The organism is Ruegeria sp. CH5, assembly GCF_056537025.1.
The window spans coordinates 256,141-278,091 of the sequence record NZ_JBQFQT010000001.1 but is presented as its reverse complement, the minus strand read 5'-3'; the positions used below and the strand labels follow the sequence as shown (position 1 = coordinate 278,091).

General features: G+C 61.8%; 18 protein-coding genes. 15 read left to right on the top strand and 3 right to left on the bottom strand.

The window, feature by feature from the left end; all coding sequences use genetic code 11:
* Positions 1 to 14 precede the first annotated feature (14 nt).
* The 4 genes from ACR0JC_RS01315 (at position 15) to ACR0JC_RS01300 (ending at position 5,010) form a co-directional block, all read left to right on the top strand.
* Entirely contained in the window at positions 15 to 620 is a 606-nt protein-coding gene (locus ACR0JC_RS01315) for a nucleotidyltransferase family protein (RefSeq protein WP_170339538.1), read from the top strand.
* A 744-nt stretch (positions 621 to 1,364) separates the two neighbouring features.
* A complete protein-coding gene (locus tag ACR0JC_RS01310; RefSeq protein ID WP_170339539.1) occupies positions 1,365 to 2,801 on the top strand; it encodes a DegQ family serine endoprotease in 1,437 nt (478 codons plus the stop codon).
* A gap of 165 nt (positions 2,802 to 2,966) precedes the next feature.
* Positions 2,967 to 3,647, top strand: coding sequence for a response regulator transcription factor (locus ACR0JC_RS01305; protein WP_093961855.1), 681 nt, complete (start codon positions 2,967 to 2,969; stop codon positions 3,645 to 3,647).
* 37 nt (positions 3,648 to 3,684) lie between these two features.
* Positions 3,685 to 5,010: a sensor histidine kinase gene (locus ACR0JC_RS01300; RefSeq protein ID WP_480763032.1), complete on the top strand. Its 1,326-nt coding sequence runs from the start codon at positions 3,685 to 3,687 to the stop codon at positions 5,008 to 5,010.
* 25 nt (positions 5,011 to 5,035) lie between these two features.
* On the opposite strand, the gene ACR0JC_RS01295 is transcribed toward ACR0JC_RS01300, so the two are convergent.
* Positions 5,036 to 6,214 (bottom strand): cytochrome P450, encoded by a 1,179-nt coding sequence (locus tag ACR0JC_RS01295; protein ID WP_170340071.1) that lies wholly within the window; start codon positions 6,212 to 6,214, stop codon positions 5,036 to 5,038.
* A gap of 142 nt (positions 6,215 to 6,356) precedes the next feature.
* Between ACR0JC_RS01295 and ACR0JC_RS01290 the strand changes: the two genes are divergently transcribed.
* Entirely contained in the window at positions 6,357 to 6,704 is a 348-nt protein-coding gene (locus tag ACR0JC_RS01290) for a TfoX/Sxy family protein (protein WP_170339541.1), read from the top strand.
* Positions 6,705 to 6,764: 60 nt separating this feature from the next.
* On the opposite strand, the gene ndk is transcribed toward ACR0JC_RS01290, so the two are convergent.
* Positions 6,765 to 7,187, bottom strand: coding sequence for a nucleoside-diphosphate kinase (ndk, locus tag ACR0JC_RS01285; RefSeq protein ID WP_027237357.1), 423 nt, complete (start codon positions 7,185 to 7,187; stop codon positions 6,765 to 6,767).
* A gap of 119 nt (positions 7,188 to 7,306) precedes the next feature.
* Positions 7,307 to 8,509, bottom strand: a complete 1,203-nt coding sequence (locus ACR0JC_RS01280) for a multidrug effflux MFS transporter (RefSeq protein ID WP_170339542.1) — start codon at positions 8,507 to 8,509, stop codon at positions 7,307 to 7,309.
* Between the two features lie 106 nt (positions 8,510 to 8,615).
* On the opposite strand from ACR0JC_RS01280, the gene ACR0JC_RS01275 reads away from it, so the two are divergent.
* From ACR0JC_RS01275 to ACR0JC_RS01230, 10 genes are all read left to right on the top strand, one after another.
* Entirely contained in the window at positions 8,616 to 10,469 is a 1,854-nt protein-coding gene (locus ACR0JC_RS01275; protein WP_480763029.1) for an ABC-F family ATP-binding cassette domain-containing protein, read from the top strand.
* Positions 10,466 to 11,086, top strand: a complete 621-nt coding sequence (locus ACR0JC_RS01270; RefSeq protein ID WP_093961850.1) for a MarC family protein — start codon at positions 10,466 to 10,468, stop codon at positions 11,084 to 11,086. The genes ACR0JC_RS01275 and ACR0JC_RS01270 overlap by 4 nt, the downstream gene beginning before the upstream one ends.
* 42 nt (positions 11,087 to 11,128) lie before the next feature.
* On the top strand, positions 11,129 to 11,710 hold the full coding sequence (locus ACR0JC_RS01265; protein WP_170338984.1) for a retropepsin-like aspartic protease family protein: 582 nt from the start codon (positions 11,129 to 11,131) through the stop codon (positions 11,708 to 11,710).
* A gap of 51 nt (positions 11,711 to 11,761) precedes the next feature.
* The gene (locus ACR0JC_RS01260; protein ID WP_093961848.1) at positions 11,762 to 12,382 is read left to right on the top strand and encodes an ImuA family protein; all 621 of its coding nucleotides are present in this window, start codon (positions 11,762 to 11,764) and stop codon (positions 12,380 to 12,382) included.
* 66 nt (positions 12,383 to 12,448) lie between these two features.
* Positions 12,449 to 13,663 (top strand): MFS transporter, encoded by a 1,215-nt coding sequence (locus ACR0JC_RS01255; protein WP_170339548.1) that lies wholly within the window; start codon positions 12,449 to 12,451, stop codon positions 13,661 to 13,663.
* Positions 13,660 to 14,259, top strand: coding sequence for a YceI family protein (locus ACR0JC_RS01250; RefSeq protein ID WP_170339550.1), 600 nt, complete (start codon positions 13,660 to 13,662; stop codon positions 14,257 to 14,259). The genes ACR0JC_RS01255 and ACR0JC_RS01250 overlap by 4 nt, the downstream gene beginning before the upstream one ends.
* Before the next feature lie 76 nt (positions 14,260 to 14,335).
* The gene (locus ACR0JC_RS01245) at positions 14,336 to 15,559 is read left to right on the top strand and encodes an MFS transporter (RefSeq protein ID WP_170339553.1); all 1,224 of its coding nucleotides are present in this window, start codon (positions 14,336 to 14,338) and stop codon (positions 15,557 to 15,559) included.
* Positions 15,560 to 15,628: 69 nt separating this feature from the next.
* Positions 15,629 to 17,347, top strand: a complete 1,719-nt coding sequence (gene metG / locus ACR0JC_RS01240; RefSeq protein ID WP_170339555.1) for a methionine--tRNA ligase — start codon at positions 15,629 to 15,631, stop codon at positions 17,345 to 17,347.
* A gap of 239 nt (positions 17,348 to 17,586) precedes the next feature.
* Entirely contained in the window at positions 17,587 to 18,765 is a 1,179-nt protein-coding gene (locus ACR0JC_RS01235) for an efflux RND transporter periplasmic adaptor subunit (RefSeq protein WP_170339557.1), read from the top strand.
* A gap of 3 nt (positions 18,766 to 18,768) precedes the next feature.
* Positions 18,769 to 21,906 (top strand): efflux RND transporter permease subunit, encoded by a 3,138-nt coding sequence (locus ACR0JC_RS01230; protein ID WP_170339559.1) that lies wholly within the window; start codon positions 18,769 to 18,771, stop codon positions 21,904 to 21,906.
* Positions 21,907 to 21,951: the final 45 nt, after the last annotated feature.

The window sequence follows — 21,951 nt, the reverse complement described above, 5'->3', positions numbered from 1 at the left end:
GCAAGGTGGCCGCCATGAAGGATATCCCTGTCATCTTGCTGGCCGCCGGAAGTTCTCGCCGTATGGGCGGAGTGGACAAACTGATGCAAATTGTCGACGGTCAACCGCTGATCCGACGCTCGGCTGAAACCGCACGAGCTGTCGGGCCGGTCATCGTCGCCCTGCCGCCGGCGCCTCACCCGCGATACACCGCCCTGAGCGGGATGGACTTGGAGGTCGTTTCAGTTCCCGATGCGGATGAAGGCATGAATGCCAGTTTGCGCAGGGCCGTCGCGCAGCTGCCGGTATCAGCCCGGGCAGCGATGATCCTGCTGACCGATCTGCCAGAGCTGACATCAGACGATCTGCGCGCGGTCCTCCGGTCGGTCACCGAACATCCTGACAAGCTGATCTGGCGCGGAGCGTCTTCGGACGGCGTACCAGGCCATCCTGTGATCTTCGACCGAAGTCTCCTTGCTGATCTGGCGCATTTGACCGGAGATGGCGGCGCACAAGCCATCGTACGCGCGCATCTGGACCAGGTGCACCTACAGCCTTTGCCGGGTCAGAACGCTATTCTGGATCTGGATACGCCCCAAGCGTGGGCCGAATGGCGCAAAAAGCAAAGATCCCAAAAGTAACGCGGCCCGGTCGAGAACGACCGGGCCGGTTGCCCAAAACAGGACTACCACTTTCACCAATCCCGAAAACGCGGCCCGGATGTCGTCAAGACATCGGACCAATGTGCTGCCGAACCGAAACAAGACCCCCTCGTTAACATGCCGCTCAGCGCTTCCGGTGACTGAGATCTGCCTTCAAGCACCCCCTTGATGCTGTCAGGCCCCCCTTTCACTTGGGCACGTTCATCGTCACCGATAAGTTCAGTGCAAACAACGTAAAATTGGTTGAATCGGTTAATTTTACCGGATTCGTAATGGTATTTCCGCAACAACGCGCGTCACGGAAATCTACCCAAGGTTGTTCGTTCGCTTTGCCATTGCTGACCCACGACAAGAAATTTTTAGCGCTAAACGATCAAAATGACATTTTTGCAAAGACCTATTAGACAAATACCGCCTTCTGAAAGGGCGGTGGCGCAACCTGTGAGTGTCCGTGAAAATTCGGTCAAAAACCGCCGCTGGACTGTTAACAAATTTGATTCAATTCAATGCTTTTGCGAATTTGACCCTCATTTCGGCAACAATCCACCGATTCGACCGGCAACTCCCACGGCCGATTCCCGGGATTGCGAGCGCTACCAGACGCCTGCAATGTGGCAAAATTAAGATTTATTAATTGATCAGTCAGAAAACGCAAAGACTGTTGGCTCATGTTCCCTGCAAAGCGCACATCAACAAGCGCCGAACCAAGGAGACCTAGTCAACATGAGCATCCGCAAATCCCCCCTTATTCTTCCTCGCACCTCAGGGCTGTTTAGCGCCACCGCGCTGAGCGCGGCGTTGCTGGCCGCGACCGCCATTCCGTCGCAGGCCGACGAAGCCCTGGCGGATCTGGTCGAGACCGTTTCACCGTCCGTGGTAACCGTCATTGCCTCGATTGACGCGGCCCCGTCGCCAGCGAGCGGCCAGGAGTTTGATTTCGAAGGCCAGCCTTTTGGTGAGTTCTTCAAACGTTTCGGGATTCCCGAAGGCTTTGACGCCCCGCGCCGTGGTCCCAGTCAGGGCCTCGGGTCCGGGTTCGTATTGGATGAAGATGGCTATATCATCACAAACCACCACGTCGTCGACAAAGCCAGCAAGATCACCGTGCGCCTGAACGATGATCGCTCGTACGAGGCTGAAGTCGTGGGGACCGATCCCCTGACCGATATCGCGCTGCTCAAGATCGACGCGGATGAGGCGCTGCAGCCGGTCCCGCTGGGGGATAGCGACGACATCCGCGTGGGCGAAGACGTGGTCGCCATCGGCAACCCGTTCGGCCTGAGTTCGACCGTCACGACCGGCATCGTGTCCGCCAAGGGACGCAATATCTCGGAAGGCCCCTACGCTGAATTCATTCAGACCGATGCAGCCATCAACAAAGGCAACTCGGGCGGTCCCCTGTTCAACATGGACGGTGAAGTCGTCGGGGTGAACTCGGCAATCTATTCGCCCAGTGGCGGTTCGGTCGGACTGGGCTTTGCCGTGACTTCGAACATCGTCGAGCACATCGCTGCGGACCTGCGTGACGATGGCCAGGTCAGCCGCGGCTGGCTGGGTGTATCGATCCAGAACATCAGCCCCGAGCTGGCAGCAGCGATGGGTGTCGATGGCACTGTCGGCGCACTGGTGTCCGAGGTTCTGCCGGACAGCCCCGCTCAAGGCGTGCTGCAACAGGGTGACGTGATTATCGCCTTCAATGGCGAACAGGTCGACTCGAGCAGTGAACTGCCGGTGCTCGTTGGTACCACGGCCGTCGGGACCGACAGCAAGGTCACCGTCCTGCGCAATGGCAAGGAAGAGACCCTGAACGTCACGATCGGGCAGCATTCGGCACAGATGGCGGCAAACGCGGAACCGACCGATGACGCGGTGGCGGGCAAGACGCTGGGTGTCACCGTAGCACCGCTGTCCGAAGCGACTCGTGCGCAGATCGGAGTTCCCGAGAACGTGCACGGCGTGGTCGTCACTTCGCTCAAGCCGGACAGCCCGGCGGCCAAGGCCGGTCTGCGGCAGGGCGACGTGATCGTGAAGCTGGGCAACCAGGATGTGGAAACACCCGAGGCGCTCAAATCCGCGCTCGAAGATCAGAAGACCGATCCGGCGCTGATGCTGATCAACCGCGGCGGCAATCAGATCTTCGTCGCCGTCGAGATCGCCTGACCTGCGTCCCGCGCGCACCGCATGATGGGGATATCCGGTGCGCGCATCTCCTGACGGACACGATTTGTCCACGTGCTGTCGGGATTGCCGGGTGCGGATTTCGCACCCGGCAGTTTTTTTACCTGTCCATACGTGATTATATCCTGAGTGAAAGGAAATCCGACCATGAGCAGACGTCTGTTGATCGTTGAGGATGATGAAGACACGCGGGACTTCATCGCCAAGGGATTTGGCGAGGAAGGTTATGTCGTCGAATGCGCCGAGGACGGCCGCGAAGGTTTGTACCACGCGACCGACGGCGGATTTGACGCGGTCGTTCTGGACAGGATGCTGCCCGGGCTGGACGGGCTGGCCCTGATCAAGTCGATGCGCGCCGCCGGCGTCAAGACACCGGTTCTGATGCTGACAGCCATGAGCGCCGTGGACGAACGGGTGAAAGGGCTGCATGCGGGTGCCGACGACTATCTGGTCAAGCCTTTCTCATTTCAGGAACTTCATGCCCGGATCGAAGCCCTGTTACGCCGGCCTCAGGAATCCGAGGAAACCCCGACCCTCAAATGCCGCGACCTTGAAATGGATCTGCTGACCCGAAAGGTCACGCGCAACGGTCGCGAGATCACCCTGACGCCCAGAGAGTTCCAGATTCTGGAATTCTTCCTTCGGCGGAAAAACCGGGTGGTGTCGAGGACGATGCTTCTCGAAGGTGTCTGGGACTATCATTTCGACCCGAACACAAACGTCGTCGACGTTCACATCTCCAAACTGCGTCGGCAATTGGATGAAGGTGGTGAACCACCACTGATCGAAACCGTGCGCGGGGCCGGTTACATGGTTTCTGATGGTTAAGTCGCCCTTGTCGTTCAAGGACTCCAGGACACGGTTGGTGCTGGCCAGCATGGTGCTCAGCACATTGCTGACCGCGGCCGTATTGTTGCTAGTCTATATCACCGCCAACCGCACGATCGAAGGCGAAACCCGATCTGTCGTGTCCGCCGAGCTGACCGGGCTGGCGGACGAGTACGAACGCCTGGGGCTGGTCGGTCTGATGGTGGCCATCGAACGCCGGCTTCCGACCGCGTCCGAGCGCGATGCGCTTTATCTGTTGGCTGACCGCTCGGGAAAAACCTTGGCCGGCAACCTCAAGCGATGGCCCGATGGCATCGCCGCTGGCAGTGGGTGGGTGGATCTGGAACTGCGCAGAACCGAGACGGATCAGCTGGTCCCGATCTCCGCCGCATCGATCCTGCTGCCCGGCGGCGAAAGGCTGTTGGTTGGCCGCGACGCCCTCGCCCGTCAACAGTTCGACCGGGTGCTGTTTCATTCGGTGGCGCTGGCCCTGGGCGCGGCCCTTGCGCTGAGCATTCTGACCGGTTGGCTTTTGACCCGTCTGGTGTTTTCGCGGCTGAAGGATATCGCCGACACCGCAGAAACCATCGTGTCCGGCGACCTGTCCCAACGAATGCCACAGCGTGGGACCGGCGACGAATTCGACCAGATGGCAGGCACATTGAACAACATGCTGGACCGGATCGAAGAGTTGGTCAGCAACTTGCGCACCACGTCGAACTCGATCGCGCATGATCTGCGGTCACCTCTGTCCCGGTTGAAGCAGCGGGTGGTCGCCTTGGCCGAGCCAGGCAAAAGCGACCTGGATCGTGAGGTCGACATCGCCCGGGCAACGGCCGAAATCGATCACGTGTTGCGGGTTCTCGGGCAGCTGACCGAGATCTCACGCGCCGAGGCCGGGCTGGGGCGGGAGCAGTTTGAACCTGTGGATCTTGAGCGCTTGGTCAACGATGCCGTGGAGTTGTACGAACCGGTCGCGGCCGACAAGGATGTGCGCCTCGAGGTCACGGGTCGGGCGGCTCCGATCATGGGGCACCGCCCTTTGCTGTCGCAGGCCCTGTCGAACCTTCTGGAAAACGCCATGCGCTATGCCCCTGAAGGAACTGCAATTTCCATCGAACTGCGCGAAGACGGCCCGTTTGCCCTGCTGAGTGTCCGCGACCGCGGCCCGGGCGTGCCGGCCGAGATGCTGTCGCAGCTTCAACTGCCCTTCGTCACGCTCGATCCCGCGCGGTCGGACCGAAACTCAGGCCTCGGACTGGCTTTGGTGGCGGCCATCACCCGCATGCATGGCGGGGGCTTCAGTGCCCAGAATGCGGATCCCGGGCTGAAGGCAGTTCTGAAGCTGGCGCAAAAACCCTAGGTTAACGCCCCACCCCTTTTGTCGATCAAAGGGACGCGGGCAAGGAAGCATATCCGCGGAACCGCATACGCCCACCTCTGACACGTTCATCGGACAGTTGGAAATCTGGGAACCGTGTCACGAACCGCGACAGGGCGACCCGCCCTTCAAGGCGCGCAAGTGTAAGACCTGCGCAAACGTGCGGCCCGCCGGCAAAGGCAAGGTGACGGTTCGGTTTGCGCGAAATGTCGAACCCGCCCGGGTCTGGGAACACAACCGGGTCCCTGTTTGCAGCGCCGATACACAGATGAAGGTTGGTGCCCTTGGCTATCGGACACCCGTCAATCACGATGTCAGCCGTCGTTTCCCGGTTGCCGAACTGGTTGGGTGAACGGAACCGCAAAACCTCTTCGACCGCCGTATTGATCAGGCTTGGATCATCCATAAGCCGCTGACGCTGCTCCGGGTGGTCATGCAGCAAGGCCAACCCGTTTCCGATCAGGTTCGTCGTGGTCTCATGACCCGCATTCAGAATGAAGATGCAATTCTGAAGCAACTCGATTTCACTCAACTTTTCGTCGGCCCCTTCACCGCGGATCAACCGGGTCAGGACGTCGGTTTCGGGGTCGCCGGGCGTGGCCCTGCGCCGGGCCACCAGATCGGCCAGATACTCCTTGAAGTCCCGAACGGCCGCATGGCCGTCCTCGAGTTGCTTGGCGGTCAATGCCGGTTCGAGCGCCCCAAGAATCGCCAGGGACCAGTCGCGCAGCGGTTCGCGCTCGTCCACCGGTACGTCCAGAAGGTTTCCGATGATCTGGATCGGGATGGTGGCGGCATAGTCTTCGATCAGATCCACTTGCCGCTTGTCTTCCAGGCGATCCAGCAAGAGATCGACAGTCTGGATCAAACCGGGCTCCATCCGGGCGATGGCGCGCGGGGTCAGGGCCGAAGTCATGATTTTGCGAACCCGCGTGTGCAACGGCGGATCCGAGAACACCAGCGAGGTGGTGTGATGCTCGAACAATGGTGATCCCGGACCGAACTTTGGTCCGAACACGGCCTTTTTGTCGGACGAGTACAGGGTCGTGTCCCGATAGATCCGGTCCAGATCAGCGTGCCGCGACAATAGAACCGAGCCATCGGGCTGCGCCAGAACCGGCGCCGAAGACAGCAGCGCATCATAAAACGGGAAGGGATTGTCGATGAAGCCCTCGGGCGGGTTCATCAGGTCCAGATTGCTGATGTCGCTTGTCAATTCCTTCCCCCTCCTGCACGGACCCGTCGCTCAATGCCTAGCGCAACAGAATTCGTCGCACAACGTTCCGGCGGGCAGTGACAGCACGCCCTGGCAAAGCTAAGAAAGAAACATGCCCGAACCTGTGTCTTCCATCCGCAATCTTGGACCTGCTTTCGAGCAGGCCTGTGCCCGTGCGGGCATCCACTCGGCCGAAGAGCTACGCGAACTTGGTGCCGATGCGGCTTATGCCCGGCTGATACAGGCCGGAACCCGGCCTCATTTCATCGGCTATTACGTGTTGGTCATGGGCTTGCAAGGCCGCCCCTGGAACGATTGCAAGGGCGAAGAAAAGAAAGCCCTGCGCGCAAGGTTCGATGCTTTGAAATCGTCAACGAACCAGGCTCCGGCGTCCCGGATCGTCGCGGATCTGGATGCCATCGGTGTACGTGTCGGCCCTGACGATCTGAAATCCGTCTGACCAACAAAAAACCGCGCCCGAAATCGGACGCGGCAATCTCGACAGGTATCGTGGTGCGGCTTAGCCGACCAGTTCGATGCCCGAGAAGAAATATGCGATCTCAACCGCTGCGGTTTCCGGCGCGTCCGAGCCGTGAACCGAGTTCTCACCGACGGACTCGGCGAATTCGGCGCGGATGGTGCCCGGTGCCGCATCGGCGGGGTTGGTTGCACCCATGACTTCACGGTTCTTGGCGATGGCGTTTTCGCCTTCCAGAACCTGAACGACAACCGGTGCCGACGACATGAACTCGCACAGTTCGTCATAGAACGGACGCTCGGCATGAACTTCGTAGAACTTGCCGGCTTGTTCCTTGGTCATGTGGATGCGCTTCTGCGCGACGATGCGCAGGCCGGCTTCCTCGAACTTGGCGTTGATCTTGCCGGTCAGGTTGCGGCGGGTTGCATCGGGCTTGATGATCGAAAAAGTGCGTTCCAGTGCCATATCGGGCCTCTCCTTGGTCTGACGGCGCGGGCTGGGCCGCGCGAAATTCATCGCGCGCCGCCTAACACGGTATTTCGCCCGTGAAAAGTGGAATGATGGCGCGATCGCGCCTTTGGGCGTCAGATTGCGTCGGGAAGCGGGTCCCGTGCATCCACCCAACGGACATACAGAACGGCCAAAAGGCCCAGAAAGCTGCTGCCTGCCATCATCGACAGCACCAGATACGGGCCGTTTTCGGGGCTGACCGCAGCTCCGGTGATCGAAGTGATGACCGCACCGAGCGCGACGATCAGAGCGCCCGACAGGCCCGCCGCGCTGCCGGCCAGTTGCGGTCGAACCGACATGACGCCCGCAGACGCGTTGGCGTTCGTCAAACCGTTTCCAAAACCAACAAAGATCGCTGATCCAAAAAACACCCAGACCGACCCCATCCCCCCTAAAAACAGCAACAGCCCGCAGAACGGCCCGACCGAGGCGATGATGCGCCCGGCCAGAATCATCGTCGTCAGCCGAGTACGCGCGGCGATCCGACCCGTTACGAAATTGCCGACCATGAAACCGCCGGTGATGATGCCGATCCCCAGGCCCAGTGTGGCGGGGCTCAGATCGAACCAGGCGGCGGCCACCAGGGGCGCTCCGGTGATGAAACTGTAGAACCCCCCGATCGAGAATGCCGCGCACAACGCGTAGCCCCAGAACCGCCGGGCACGGAACAGGTGCGGGTATTCGCGCATCTGCGCGGCAAAAGTGGCGGACCGGTTGTGGTTGGTCTCGCCCATATCCGCCCAGAGCAGCGTCAGCAGCGCCGCCCCTGCAACCGTGTAAAAGACGAACCCGGCCCGCCACCCGAACAGCATGTCCAAAGTGCCACCCAGCATCGGGCCCAGCATCGGCGCCAAAGCCATTGCCATGGCGACATATCCCAGCTTGCTTGCGGCCTCGTTGGGCAGAAACTGGTCGCGGATCGACGCGGCAGACAGCACCGAGCCCCCGACCACGGCGGCCTGCATCAGACGGAACCCCAGAAAGGTCCAGATCGACTCCGCCAGAACACAGCCAAGTGACGCCGTCACAAAAACCGCCATGCAGGTCAAAAGAACCGGCCTGCGCCCGAACCGGTCGGACATTGGCCCAAGGATCAGTTGCAGCACGGCGGACACGGCCAGATAGGCCGCGATCGAGAGGTTCACCAGCGCATAATCCGCCCGAAAGTCGACCGCCATGTTCGCAAGCGACGGCAGGAACATGTTCAGCGACAGCACGGACAGCCCCGTCGCCAGAACAAGGGTCACCAAAGAGGGTGGAGTTTGTGCCGCCCGCATCTCAACATCCGAATTTCGTTCATCTGCAAAAGCGCTAGCACAGCGCGTGTGGTTTGCACATGGCTTGCGTCTGGCGGTGCCAGTATCGCTCTGCTAAGAGCGGCCCATGCTACGGATCGAGAACATCACCTATTCGGTCGAAGGCCGCCCTCTGTTCGAGGGCGCCAGCGCGACCATTCCCGAAGGCCACAAGGTCGGTCTGATCGGCCGCAACGGCACCGGCAAGACCACTCTGTTCCGCCTGATCCGGGGCGAGTTGGCGCTGGAATCGGGCAGCATCACCCTGCCCCGCCGCGCGCGGATCGGCGGCGTGTCGCAAGAGGTACCCTCGTCCAATGTGTCGCTGATCGACACGGTCCTCGCCGCCGACACCGAGCGCAGCGCCCTGATGGCCGAGGCGCAGCAGGCCACCGACCCCGACCGGATTGCCGAGATTCAGACCCGGCTGGCCGATATCGACGCCTGGTCGGCCGAAGCCCGCGCGGCCACGATCCTCAAAGGGCTGGGCTTTGACGATGCCGATCAGCAACGACCCTGCTCCGATTTCTCGGGCGGCTGGCGGATGCGCGTCGCTCTGGCGGCGGTTCTTTTCTCACAGCCCGATCTGCTGCTGCTGGACGAACCGACCAACTATCTGGACCTTGAAGGCGCGCTGTGGCTGGAAAGCTATCTGGCGAAATATCCGCATACGGTCATCGTCATCAGCCACGACCGGGGCCTGCTGAACCGGGCGGTCGGCTCGATCCTGCATCTGGAAGACCGCCAGCTGACCTATTACGCGGTCCCTTATGACAAGTTCGCCGAACGTCGCGCCGAACGTCTGGCCCAGGCCGAGGCCGAAAACGCCAAGGCCAAGGCCCGCATCGCCCATTTGCAAAGCTTCGTTGACCGGTTCCGTTACAAGGCGTCCAAGGCCGTTCAGGCACAATCGCGGCTGAAGATGATCGAACGGATCCAGTTGATCTCCACCCCGCAGGAGGCCGCCTTGCGCGCCTTCTCGTTCCCCGAGCCCGAGGAACTGTCGCCCCCGATCATCCAGATCGAAGGCGGCGTCACCGGCTATGGCGACACCGAGGTGCTGCGCCGTCTGAACCTGCGCATTGATCAGGACGACCGGATCGCGCTGTTGGGGAAGAACGGTCAGGGAAAATCGACACTGTCCAAGCTGCTGTCGGACCGGTTGCCCCTGATGGCTGGCAAGATGACTCGCAGCAGCAAGCTGCGCATCGGGTATTTCGCCCAGCATCAAGTGGACGAGCTGCATGTGGACGAAACACCGCTGGATCACCTGCGGCGCCTGCGCCCGACCGAGACCCCGGCCCAGCTGCGCGCGCGTCTGGCCGGTTTCGGGTTGGGCGCGGATCAGGCCGAAACCGAGGTGGGCCGGCTTTCAGGCGGCCAGAAAGCGCGCCTGTCGCTGCTGATCGCGACGATCGACGCGCCGCACATGCTGATCCTCGACGAGCCGACCAATCATCTGGACATCGAAAGCCGCGAGGCCCTGGTCGAGGCGCTGACCGCCTATTCCGGTGCTGTGGTTCTGGTCAGCCACGACATGCACCTGCTGGGGCTGGTGGCCGATCGGCTGTGGTTGGTCTCGGACGGCACGGTCAAACCCTTTGACGGCGACCTGGAAGCCTATCGCCAGATGCTGCTGGCGCGCGACAAACCACCGGCCCGGGAAAAACCGGCCGCCAAACCCAAACGCGCCTCTCGCGATACCATTCTCGCGCTACGGGCCGACCTGCGGAAATGCGAGGAACGGCTGGAGAAATTGACGGACATGCACGAAAAGCTCTCGGCCAAATTGTCCGACCCGGCCTTGTACGAAGATGACCGGATCGCTGATCTGGAAACCTGGAACCGAAAATTCGCCGAGGTGGTCGAGGCCATGTCCCGCGCCGAGGCGCTGTGGGTCGCCGCCGCCGAGCGGCTGGAAAGCGCAGAGGCCGCCGCATGATCGAAATGGCATTCTTCATAACCGCGTTCACAACCCTGTTCGTTGTGATCGATCCCTTTGGCACCGCACCGATCTTCGTCGCGCTGACACAAGGAATGGACCCGGCCACCCGTCGCCGCGTCGCCTACCGCACGTGCCTGACCGCTTCGGGCATCCTTATCGCCTTCGCCGCTTTCGGAGAGGCGGTTCTCGGCTTTGTCGGCATCTCGATGGAGGCTTTCAAGGTCGCTGGCGGCGCATTGCTGTTTCTGACCGCGCTCGACATGCTGTTCGAGCGGCGCAACAAGCGGCGCGAGGACCGAGCGGAAGAAGAAGAGCACCCTGACCCCTCGGTCTTTCCGCTGGCCATTCCGCTGGTGGCCGGGCCCGGATCGATCGCAACGATCATCCTTCTGGCCGGTGAGCACCCCGGCATTCAGGGCATCGCTGCCGCTGTCGGCGTGATGCTTGCCGTGATGGCGGTTGTATTGCTGTTCTTCTTGTCCAGCGGCCTGATCGCGCGCATTCTGGGCAAGACCGGCCTGACCGTGCTGACCCGCCTTCTGGGCATGTTGCTGGCCGCGCTGTCGGTTCAGTTCATTCTTGACGGGCTCAAGGCCTTTGGGTTCGCGTCCTGAAACCCCATATTGACCTTATGAAAGAAGGTTTCGGGTGCCCGCATGGATGGTAACGATTTTGGACGGTTGGCCTATCTGGTTCTGCTGGGAGCCGCACTGCTGATGTGGTTCTTCACTCACAATCGGCAGTCGTTGGGGAAGACCCTGCAGATGGCTATGGCCTGGGTCTTCATCTTCATCGGGATCATTGCCGTTGTCGGCCTTTGGGGCGACATCCGCTCGACCGTTGGCGTATCTCCGCAGATGTCCGTGACCGGAGATGTGATCGAAGTACCCCGCTCGTTCGACGGGCACTACTACTTGCCGATGCTGGTGAATGGCAAACCGGTGACATTCCTGGTGGATACCGGGGCCAGCCAGATCGTGCTGAGCCCGCAGGACGCGGAGCGCGTCGGATTCGATACCGGTCAGCTGACCTTTCACGGGCGTGCCTCGACCGCAAATGGGGTGGTCCAGACTGCGCCTGTGCGCCTCGACAGCCTGGCGTTGGGGCCCATCACGGACCGAAATGTTGCGGCATGGATCAACGGAGGAGATCTGGACCAGTCCCTGCTGGGCATGGATTACCTGCACCGTTTTTCCAACATCCAGTTTTCTGACGGCCGGATGATCCTGTCGCGCTGAACGGCGGCTTTCGGGATTGAGAACAAAGTGCGAACATGCTAGCATTCGGCCATGTCCACGCATCTTCTTGGCCGCAAACCGGCGCGCGCGGCGCCGGGGCTGACCCTGCATGATGAGATTTCGCTGCAACTGGCCCGCGTGCACGAGGCCTGCGGCCCCGCGCGGCGCAGCTTTGCCATGTGGCTGGCCGGTCAGGCGCAGGGGCCGGTTCTGTGGATCTCGCCCGCGTGGGAGGCCGATCAGCTGAACCCCGACGGCATGATGCCCTTTGCCGATCCCGCCCGTTTCCTGTTCGTCCGCCCCACCCGGGCCGAGGACCTGCTGTGGTGCATCGAAGAGGCGCTGCGCAGCGGGGCGGTGCCGCTGGTGATCGGCGATCTGCCGGGGGCACCGGGCCTGACGCCGGTGCGTCGGATGCATCTGGCCGCCGAACAGGGGGGCACGATGGGTCAGGCCCCGCTGGGGCTGCTGCTGACCCCGGGCGACGGCGGCGCGCAGGGGATCGAGACGCGCTGGCACATGGCCCCGGCGCACACGGGCCAGACCCGCCGCTGGACCCTGACCCGCCGCCGCGCCCGCGCCCTGCCCCCGGTCAGCTGGCACGCCACCCAGACCGCGCCGCGCGCCGGGCTGCACCTGCAACGGATCGGCGCCGAGGAAACCTGCGCCTGACCGACCGGCCCCGGATCACGCAAGTTGTGACTGGTCAAACTGCATCCCGCCCCCTAGCGTGCCGAAATGACCCATCCGATCCACGACAGCCGCTATTCCTGGCTTCGCCTTCTGGTCACGCTGGCCATTGCGGCGGTGGCCAATGTGGGCATGTGGGCGGTGATCGTGGTGATGCCCGCGATCGAGACCCAGTTCGGCGCCAGCCGGGCCGAGGCCTCGATGCCCTACACGCTGGCCATGATCGGATTTGCGCTTGGCAACATGTGGCTGGGTCAGGTGGTGGACCGGCTGGGCGTGACCAAGGCGCTGATCGGTGCCGCAGGCCTCAGCGCGCTCAGCTATCTGCTGGCGACATGGGCGCCGACGATCACGATGCTGTCGGTGGCGCATCTGCTGCTGGGCCTGGGCACCGCCGTCGGGTTCGGCCCGCTGATCGCCGACATCTCGCACTGGTTCCTGCGCCGACGCGGGATCGCCGTGGCGCTGGTGGCCAGCGGAAACTATCTGTCCGGCGCGATCTGGCCCACGCTCCTGTCCGGTATCCTCGCCCGCGACGGGTGGCAGCAGGTCTATCTGACATTGGCGGTCATCACCCTGATCGTTGTCATCCCGCTGTCGCTGCTGCTGCGCCGGCAGGTCCCGGCCGAGGCGCATGGCACCGCCGCAGCCGCCGCGCAGATCAACGCGCGCAGCGTCGGCCTGTCGCCGCGGACCCTGCAATATGTTCTGGGCCTCGCCGGAATTGGCTGCTGCGTCGCAATGTCGATGCCGCAGGTCCACATCGTCTCCTACTGCGTAGGCTTGGGCTATGGCCCGGCGGTCGGGGCCGAGATGCTGTCGCTCATGCTGATGGGCGGTGTCGTCAGCCGGATCATCTCGGGGCTGGTGGCAGACAAGTTGGGCGGCGTTCACACGTTGCTGATCGGGTCGATCCTGCAATGCATCGCCCTGTTCCTGTTCCTGCCTTATGACGGGATGGTGTCGCTCTATGTCATCAGCCTGTTGTTCGGACTGGCGCAGGGCGGCATCGTGCCCAGCTATGCGCTGGTCGTCCGCGAATACATGCCCCCGCAAGAAGCCGGGGCACGGGTCGGTTTCGTGATGATGATGACGATCATGGGCATGGCGCTGGGTGGCTGGATGTCCGGCTGGATCTATGACGTGACCGGGCAGTATGAACTGGCCTTCGTGAACGGGATCCTGTGGAACGGGCTGAACATCGCCATTATTGCGACACTGCTGATGCGCTCGCGGCCGCGCCAGGGGCGGGTTCCGGCATGAGCCGCCTGACCCGCCGAACTCTGGTACTGGCGGGGCTGGCATCGCTGCCCTTGGTGCGGCACGCCGTGGCCGCCCCGGTTCCGTATATACTTGAAACACAAGGGACATTGATCGAATTCACATTCGGGCTGGCTGGCTCGGCCCAGACCGGCACCATGCCGATCCAGACCGCTGACGTTCTGGTGGACACGAAAAACCTGCGCAACAGCATGGTCGACGTCGTCCTGAACGTCGCCGAGGCACGCACGAAACTGCCGTTTGCACGCGGCCCGATGCTAAGTCGATCCGTGTTGGACGCCGCGCGGTTTCCATCTATCCACTTCGTCTCGACGGCCGTCAGCCTAGGCCCCGGCGGACGCATTTCCGACGGAGCGACCGTCACCGGCGATTTGACGGTGCGCGACGTGACCCGCCCGATCACTCTTGATGCCGCCCTCTATCGCCCGCCGGGTTCCGCAAAGGACGATCTGAACCGGCTGTTCATCCATTTGACCGGCGCGTTGAACCGGAACGATTTCGGCGCCACCGGCTATGCGGACCTGGTCGACGAAACTGTGGGATTGAACATACGAACCGAAATTCGCAGAAAACCCTGAAACTGGCGGAAAACGACACCACAAAGTCGAATAGCCGCGCGCATCGTCATGCGCCATTCGGACATCTACTGGACCCATGCGTACCATCATCTCATTCGCCGCCCTTTTTCTTTCGGTCATTCTATTGCAGCTTTCCACGGGCGGCGTGGGTCCGCTGGACGCGATATCCGGCCTGACGCTGGGGTTTTCGACCGAACAGATCGGCCTTTTGGGCTCGGCTCACTTCTTGGGCTTTTTCGCGGGATGCTGGTGGGCGCCAAGGTTGATGGGATCCATCGGGCACTCGCGCGCCTTTGCGGTCTGCACGGCTCTGGGCGCGATGGGTCTGATTGGCCACACGCTGACCGAAAACCCCTATGCATGGGCCGCGCTGCGCATTGCCTCGGGCACCTGCGTGGCGGGTTGTTATACGGTTATCGAGGCCTGGCTGAACGCCAAAGTCACCAACGAAACCCGCGGCCGCGCCATGGGCACATATCGGTTGGCCGATATGGGAGCCTCTCTCAGCGCGCAGTTGATCATCGCCGTTCTGCCACCTGCCTCATATGTCTCTTACAACCTGCTGGCCATCCTGTGCTGTGCCTCGTTGCTGCCGCTGACCCTGACGCGCGCCAGCCAGCCCGAAACCCCGGACGCACCGCGTTTGCGGCCCAAGCTGGCCTGGCATTGCTCGCCCTTGGCGGTGGCTGGAGTGATCGTCTCGGCCATCAGCTCTGCTTCGTTTCGGATGGTTGGTCCCGTCTACGGACAAGAGGTTGGGCTGGGCGTCGATCAGATCGCGTTCTTTCTGGCCGCCTTTGTACTGGGCGGCGCGCTGGCGCAGTATCCGGTCGGGTGGCTGGCCGACAAGTACGACCGCCGCTGGGTGCTGATCTGGATGTCGATTGCCGCCGTTATCAGTTGCAGCATCACCATGGCTGCCAGCGGCACGGGCACCGTCGGCGTCATGCTGGCCGCAGGATTATTCGGAATAACGACCTTTCCGATATTCTCGATCTCATCCGCGCATGCCAACGACTTCGCCACCACCGAGCAGCGGGTGGAACTGTCGGCGGCGCTGATGTTCTGGTACGCGCTGGGGGCCATTGCCTCGCCCTATGTTTCCTCGACGCTGATCGAGCAATTCGGCCCCGGCGCGCTGTTTGCCTTCGTGGCATTGGGCCACGCGGTCCTGATCATCTTTGGACTGGCCCGGATGCGCTCGCGCCCGACGCCCGAGGAACGTACGAACTACGTCTACGCGCCGCGCACGTCCTTCACCATCGGCCGCCTGCTGAAACGCTCGCGCGAAGGGCGATAGCATTCTGGGGCTGGGATTTCCCGATCCGGTTTGATAGAGCGCGCGCAGACAGTTAGGCGGAAACCAAACATGGCTCGGATTCTCATTACCTCGGCAATTCCCTACATCAACGGGATCAAGCACCTTGGCAACCTGATCGGCTCGCAGCTGCCGGCGGATCTGTTCGCGCGCTACCAGCGCGGCCGCCGCAACGAGGTCATGTTCCTGTGCGCGACCGACGAACACGGCACCCCGGCCGAGCTGGCCGCGGCCAAGGCGGGCAAGCCTGTGGCCGAATACTGCGCCGAGATGCACGAGGTGCAGGCCGACATCGCCAAACGCTTTGGCCTCAGCTTCGATCACTTCGGCCGGTCGTCCAGCCCGCAGAACCACAAGCTGACCCAGCATTTCGCCGGCAAGCTGGCCGAGGCCGGGCTGATCCGCGAAGTGACCGAAAAGCAGGTCTATTCCAACGCCGACGGCCGTTTCCTACCCGACCGCTACATCGAAGGCACCTGCCCCAACTGCGGCTACGAAAAGGCCCGCGGCGACCAGTGCGAGAACTGCACCAAGCAGCTGGACCCGACGGACCTGATCGACCCGCGCAGCGCCATTTCCGGCTCGACCGACCTTGAGGTGCGCGAGACCAAGCACCTGTATCTGCGCCAGTCGGCGATGAAGGATCAGCTGGACGCCTGGATCGACGGCAAGACTGACTGGCCGGTGCTGACCACCTCGATCGCCAAGAAATGGCTGCATGACGGCGACGGCCTGCAGGACCGCGGCATCACCCGTGACCTGGACTGGGGCATCCCGGTCAAGAAGGGCGACGAGGACTGGCCCGGCATGGAGGGCAAGGTCTTCTACGTCTGGTTCGACGCGCCGGTCGAATACATCGCCTGCGCCAAGGAATGGGCCGACGCCCACGGCAAGCCGGATGCGGAATGGGAACGCTGGTGGCGCACCGACAAGGGCGCTGACGACGTGCGTTATGTGCAGTTCATGGGCAAGGACAACGTGCCGTTCCACACCCTGTCCTTCCCGGCCACCATCCTCGGCTCGGGTGAGCCGTGGAAGCTGGTCGATCACCTGAAGTCGTTCAACTATCTGAACTATGACGGCGGACAGTTCTCGACCAGCCAGGGCCGCGGCGTCTTCATGGACCAGGCGCTGGACATCCTGCCCGCCGACTACTGGCGCTGGTGGCTGCTGAGCCATGCGCCCGAAAGCAGCGACAGCGAATTCACCTGGGAGAACTTCCAGCAATCGGTCAACAAGGACCTGGCGGACGTGTTGGGCAATTTCGTCAGCCGGATCACCAAGTTCTGCCGCTCGAAATTCGGTGAAGAGGTTCCGTCCGGTGGCGAATACGGTGAACGCGAACAGGCGCTGATCGAGGAACTGACCAAGCGCATTCGCGCCTACGAGGCGCACATGGAGGCGATGGAGGTCCGCAAATCGGCGCAGGAACTGCGTGCGATCTGGGTTGCGGGCAACGAATACCTGCAGGCCGCTGCGCCTTGGTCCACCTTCAAAGAAGACCCGGAACAGGCCGCCGCGCAGGTGCGGCTGGGCCTGAACCTGATCCGGCTTTATGCAGTACTCAGCGCGCCGTTCATCCCTGAAACTTCGGCCAGAATGCTGAGCGCGATGAACACGCTCGATACCAGCTGGCCCGAGGACGTGGAGGCCGCGCTGAGCGCCCTGCCCGCCGGACACGCGTTCACGGTGCCGGACGTTCTGTTCGCCAAGATCACCGACGAACAGCGCGAAGATTGGCAAACACGCTTTGCCGGAGTGCGGAGCTGAGTACAGCAAGGGGGCCGGCGGCCCCCTTTTTTTCAGCCAACTGACCCGACCGATCCGATGAAATCGTCGGACGAAATTGGTTCGACGGCCGAGACATCCCCGGACAGGGTTCGAGCGTTTAAAATTCAAATACTTGAGAATTTTCAACAATGCCTCCATCCTGACTTGGAGTTTAATCGACTCGGGCTTCAGGAACGGTCCGGCTCGACCCAAATCCCGGTTTGAATGAGGCACTCGCAATGACCGTTGAAAAGACGCTTACCCACACGACCAGCAATCGAACGCTCTCGCGTCTCGGCCTTTGCGCGACACTGCTGGCATGCCTTGCGTTTACACCGGTCGCATTTGCCCAGGATCAGTCGGATGCACCGCCGCCCAAGGTTTCGATTGCGGCCGCATACACACAGGAAATCACCGAGGAGGCTGTTTTTATTGGGCGGGCCGAAGCCACGGACAACGTGGACATCATCGCACGTGTCAGCGGTTTCCTTGAAAGCCGGAATGTCGAAGAAGGCTCTTTGGTCAACGAGGGTGATCTGCTGTTTACCATTGAGCCCGACCTGTACCAGGCCACGCTGGACGCCCGAAAAGCGGATCTTGATCGGGCCGAAGCCAATCTGGAACTGGCCAAGGTCGACCTGGCCCGCAAGGAAGAACTGTACAGGCGCGACGCAACGCCGGAATCCGAGCGCGACATTGCCCGCGCGAACGAGTTGGTCGCCGAAGCCGAAGTCAAAGCGGCCAACGCAGCCATTCAACAGGCGCAGCTTGATCTGGACTACACGCAGATCCACGCGCCGTTTTCCGGCCGGATCGGTCGGATCAGCACCAGCGTCGGCGACGTGGTCGGCCCCAACACGGAACCGCTGGTCAACCTGATCAGCGAAGCGCCGATTTACGTGAATTTCTCGTTGAATGAAAAGCAGTTCACCTCCGTTCTTCAGACCGTTGGTGAGACCGCCTCCACCCTTGCTGAAAGCAACAAGAGCCCGGTTGTCCGGCTTACGCTGCCCAATGGTACCGAGCTGGAAGAAACCGGCAAGATCGTGTTCGTAGACAACCGGATCGACCCGTTGACCGGTGCGATCACCCTGCGCGCCGAGTTTGCAAACGACAAACGTCTGATCGTGGATGGCGCCTTTCTGAACGTTCACATCGAGGCGCTCGAGCCTACGCTTGAGGTGCTGATCCCTCAAGCTGCCCTGCAGCGAGATCAACGCGGAGAGTTTGTGCTGGTCGTCAACGACAAGCAGATGGTCGAACAGCGCTACATCACGACCGGCGACACGGTCGGTTCTGCCGTGATCGTCAAGGAAGGTCTGCGCGAGGGCGAAAGCGTCATCGTGGAAGGGCTGCAAAGGGTGCGCCCGGGTGTTGCCGTTGACGCCGTTGTCGCCTCTGAACAGCCGGGAGAATAACTGATGTTTTCCGCCCTGTTCATCAGCCGGCCCAAGCTGGCACTTGTGATCTCGCTTGTGCTGACAATCATGGGGGCGATCGGCTACATGGTCCTGCCGGTTGCCCAATTCCCGGACATTACCCCGCCGGTGGTCAGCGTCACGACGACGTACACTGGCGCTAACGCCGAAACCGTTGAAAACACGGTTGCCGCGCCGATCGAAGCGCAGGTCAACGGCGTGGATGACATGATCTACATGACGTCCACATCCTCGGACAACGGCTCGTATTCGCTGAACATCACGTTCGAGGTGGGCACCGACCCCGACATCGCATCAGTCAATGTGCAGAACCGTGTGGCGCAGGCCATGTCCTCGCTGCCGACCGAAGTTACCTCGTCGGGGGTGGTGACGCAGAAAGCGTCGACCAACATGCTGTTGCTGGTCACCCTGACCTCGCCCAACGGCACCTATGACAGCGTGTTCCTGTCGAACTACGCGTCGATCAACCTCAAGGATGCGCTGGCACGGGTGCAGGGCGTGGGCAAGGCCGACGTTCTGACCAACCTGGAATACGCGATGCGGATCTGGATGGATCCCGACAAGATGGCCGCCCTTTCCATCACGCCGGGTGACGTGATCTCGGCCATTCGCGAACAGAACATCGAGGTTTCCGCTGGCTCGATCGGCGCCCCGCCGGTGCCTGAAGGCCAGACCTTTCAGTACACGATCAAGACCAAGGGACGCCTCACGTCTGCCAAGGAATTCGGCGATATCGTGATCCGCACCGGCGACGCCGGCTCGATCGTACGGGTCCGCGACATCGCGCGGGTCGAACTGGGCGCTCAGTACTATGCCGCCTCCGGTTTATATCAAGCCGTACCTGCCACCGTCATCGGCATCTATCAAGCGCCGGGCGCCAATGCGCTGGCGGTGTCCGATCGGGTTCAGACAGAACTGGAGCGCCTGTCGCGCGCCTTTCCGACGGATGTCGAATACGACGTTCCGTTCAACACCACCGATTTCGTCGAACAATCCCTCAACGACGTGGTATCGACGCTGGTTCTGACCTTCATCCTGGTGATTTCGGTCGTGTTCATCTTCTTGGGCAGTTGGCGGGCGACCATCATTCCGGCGGTAGCGATTCCGGTCTCATTGATCGGGACATTTGCGTTCCTGCTGCTGTTCGGGATGTCGCTGAACACAATCTCGCTTTTCGCACTCGTGCTAGCCATCGGGATCGTGGTCGACGACGCGATTGTGGTCGTCGAGAACGTGGAACGGATCATCGCCGAGGAAGGCCTGTCGCCGGCCGAAGCGACCCGCAAAGCCATGGGGCAGATTACTGGCCCCGTCATTGCGACAACTCTGGTTCTGCTAGCCGTGTTCGTGCCCGTGACCTTCATGCCCGGTATCTCGGGGCGGCTGTATTCACAGTTCGCGGTTACGATCTCGACCGCCGTCGTCATCTCGTCCATCAATGCGCTGACCTTGTCCCCGGCGCTGTGCGGTTTGGTCCTTCAGGCACGTTCAGGCCCACCCAAGGGTCTGCTGGCGGTGTTCGAGAAATTCATCGGGACGATGCGCGCAGGCTATGTGTCCATCGTACGCAAGCTGCTGATCATCCCCGTGGTCTCGCTTGGGATCATCGCGGGGTTTGCCTTTGGCGGCGTGACGATCATGTCGAACACCTCCAGCGGGTTCCTGCCGCTTGAGGACAACGGCTATCTGTTCGTCGACATCCAATTGCCCGACGCGGCCACACTGGAGAGAACCGAGGCGGTATCCAAACGTGTCGATGACCAGATCCGCGAGATTCCGGGCGTGGCGAATACCGTTCTGATCAACGGTTTCTCACTGCTGAACGGAACCATCACCAACGGTGCAGCTGTTTTCGTCAACCTCGACAACTGGGATGAACGGCAAGACGAGGATCTGACGGCGGACGCCATCCTGCAGAAGGTACTGGCCATCGCCAACGGCGAATCCGCCGCCTCGATCGTCGCGTTCAACCCGCCACCGATCCAAGGTCTTGGCATGTCGGCGGGCGTGGAAATGGAGGTTCAACAAACCGGAGGCGGCTCGCCGCAGGATTTGGCCTCGGCCGTGGGATCCTTTGTCTACGCGGCCAACCAGCGGCCTGAAATCGGCCAAGCCTACACGACTTTCCGGGCCAACGTCCCGCAGCTGTTCGTGGATCTGGATCGGGAAAAGGCAAAAACGCTGAACGTATCGGTCGCCGAAATCTTCCAGACCATGCAGGCTCAGCTTGGCTCGTACTATGTGAACGACTTCAATCTGTTCGGCCGCGTCTATCGCGTGATGATCCAAGCCGAAGGGTCGTATCGTGACAATGTCGAGGACATCTCGAACCTGTACGTCCGCTCGAACACCGGTGAGATGGTCCCGCTGGGAACGCTCATCGACGTCGAAAACGTGCTTGGCCCGGTTCTGTTGAAACGCCACAACCTGTTCCGTTCCGCGACGGTGACAGCGGTTCCGGCCGAAGGTCTGTCGACCGGTGACGCAATCACCGTGATGACAGAAGAGTCGGCGACCGCCCTGCCCCCGGGATATGCCTTTGAATGGACCGGAACCGCCCAGCAACAGCTGGCATCCGGCGGGCTGGTCGTGGTGATCCTGGGGCTGGCTATTTTGTTCGGGTATTTGTTCCTGGTCGGCCAATACGAAAGTTGGACGATGCCGGTCTCGATCCTGCTGTCGGTGATCGTGGCCCTGTTCGGAGCGGTTGCGGCGGTGGCGATCGTGGGCAGTGACATCAACCTGTACACGCAGATCGGGATGATCATGCTGGTGGGGCTTGCGTCAAAGAACGGCATCCTGATCGTGGAATTCGCGATGGAGCAGAGGGCCAAGGGTCTGTCTGTCAAGGACGCCGCCGCCGAGGCTGCGCATCAGCGTTTCCGGGCCGTCATGATGACCGCGCTGTCCTTCCTGCTGGGCGTTGTGCCCCTGCTGGCAGCCAGCGGTGCTGGTGCCGCCAGCCAGAAGGCGATTGGTGTGGCCGTATTTGGCGGGATGCTCGCCGCGACCCTGTTCGGGGTGATCCTGGTGCCGGTCCTCTATGCGGTGATGCAGAGCATGCGAGAGTGGATCAAGGGCACGAACAAGGATCCCGACCCCTCCGAAAAGGCGGCCTGACCGAGAAAAAAGAAACGCCCCGCGACATCCGCGGGGCGTTTTTCT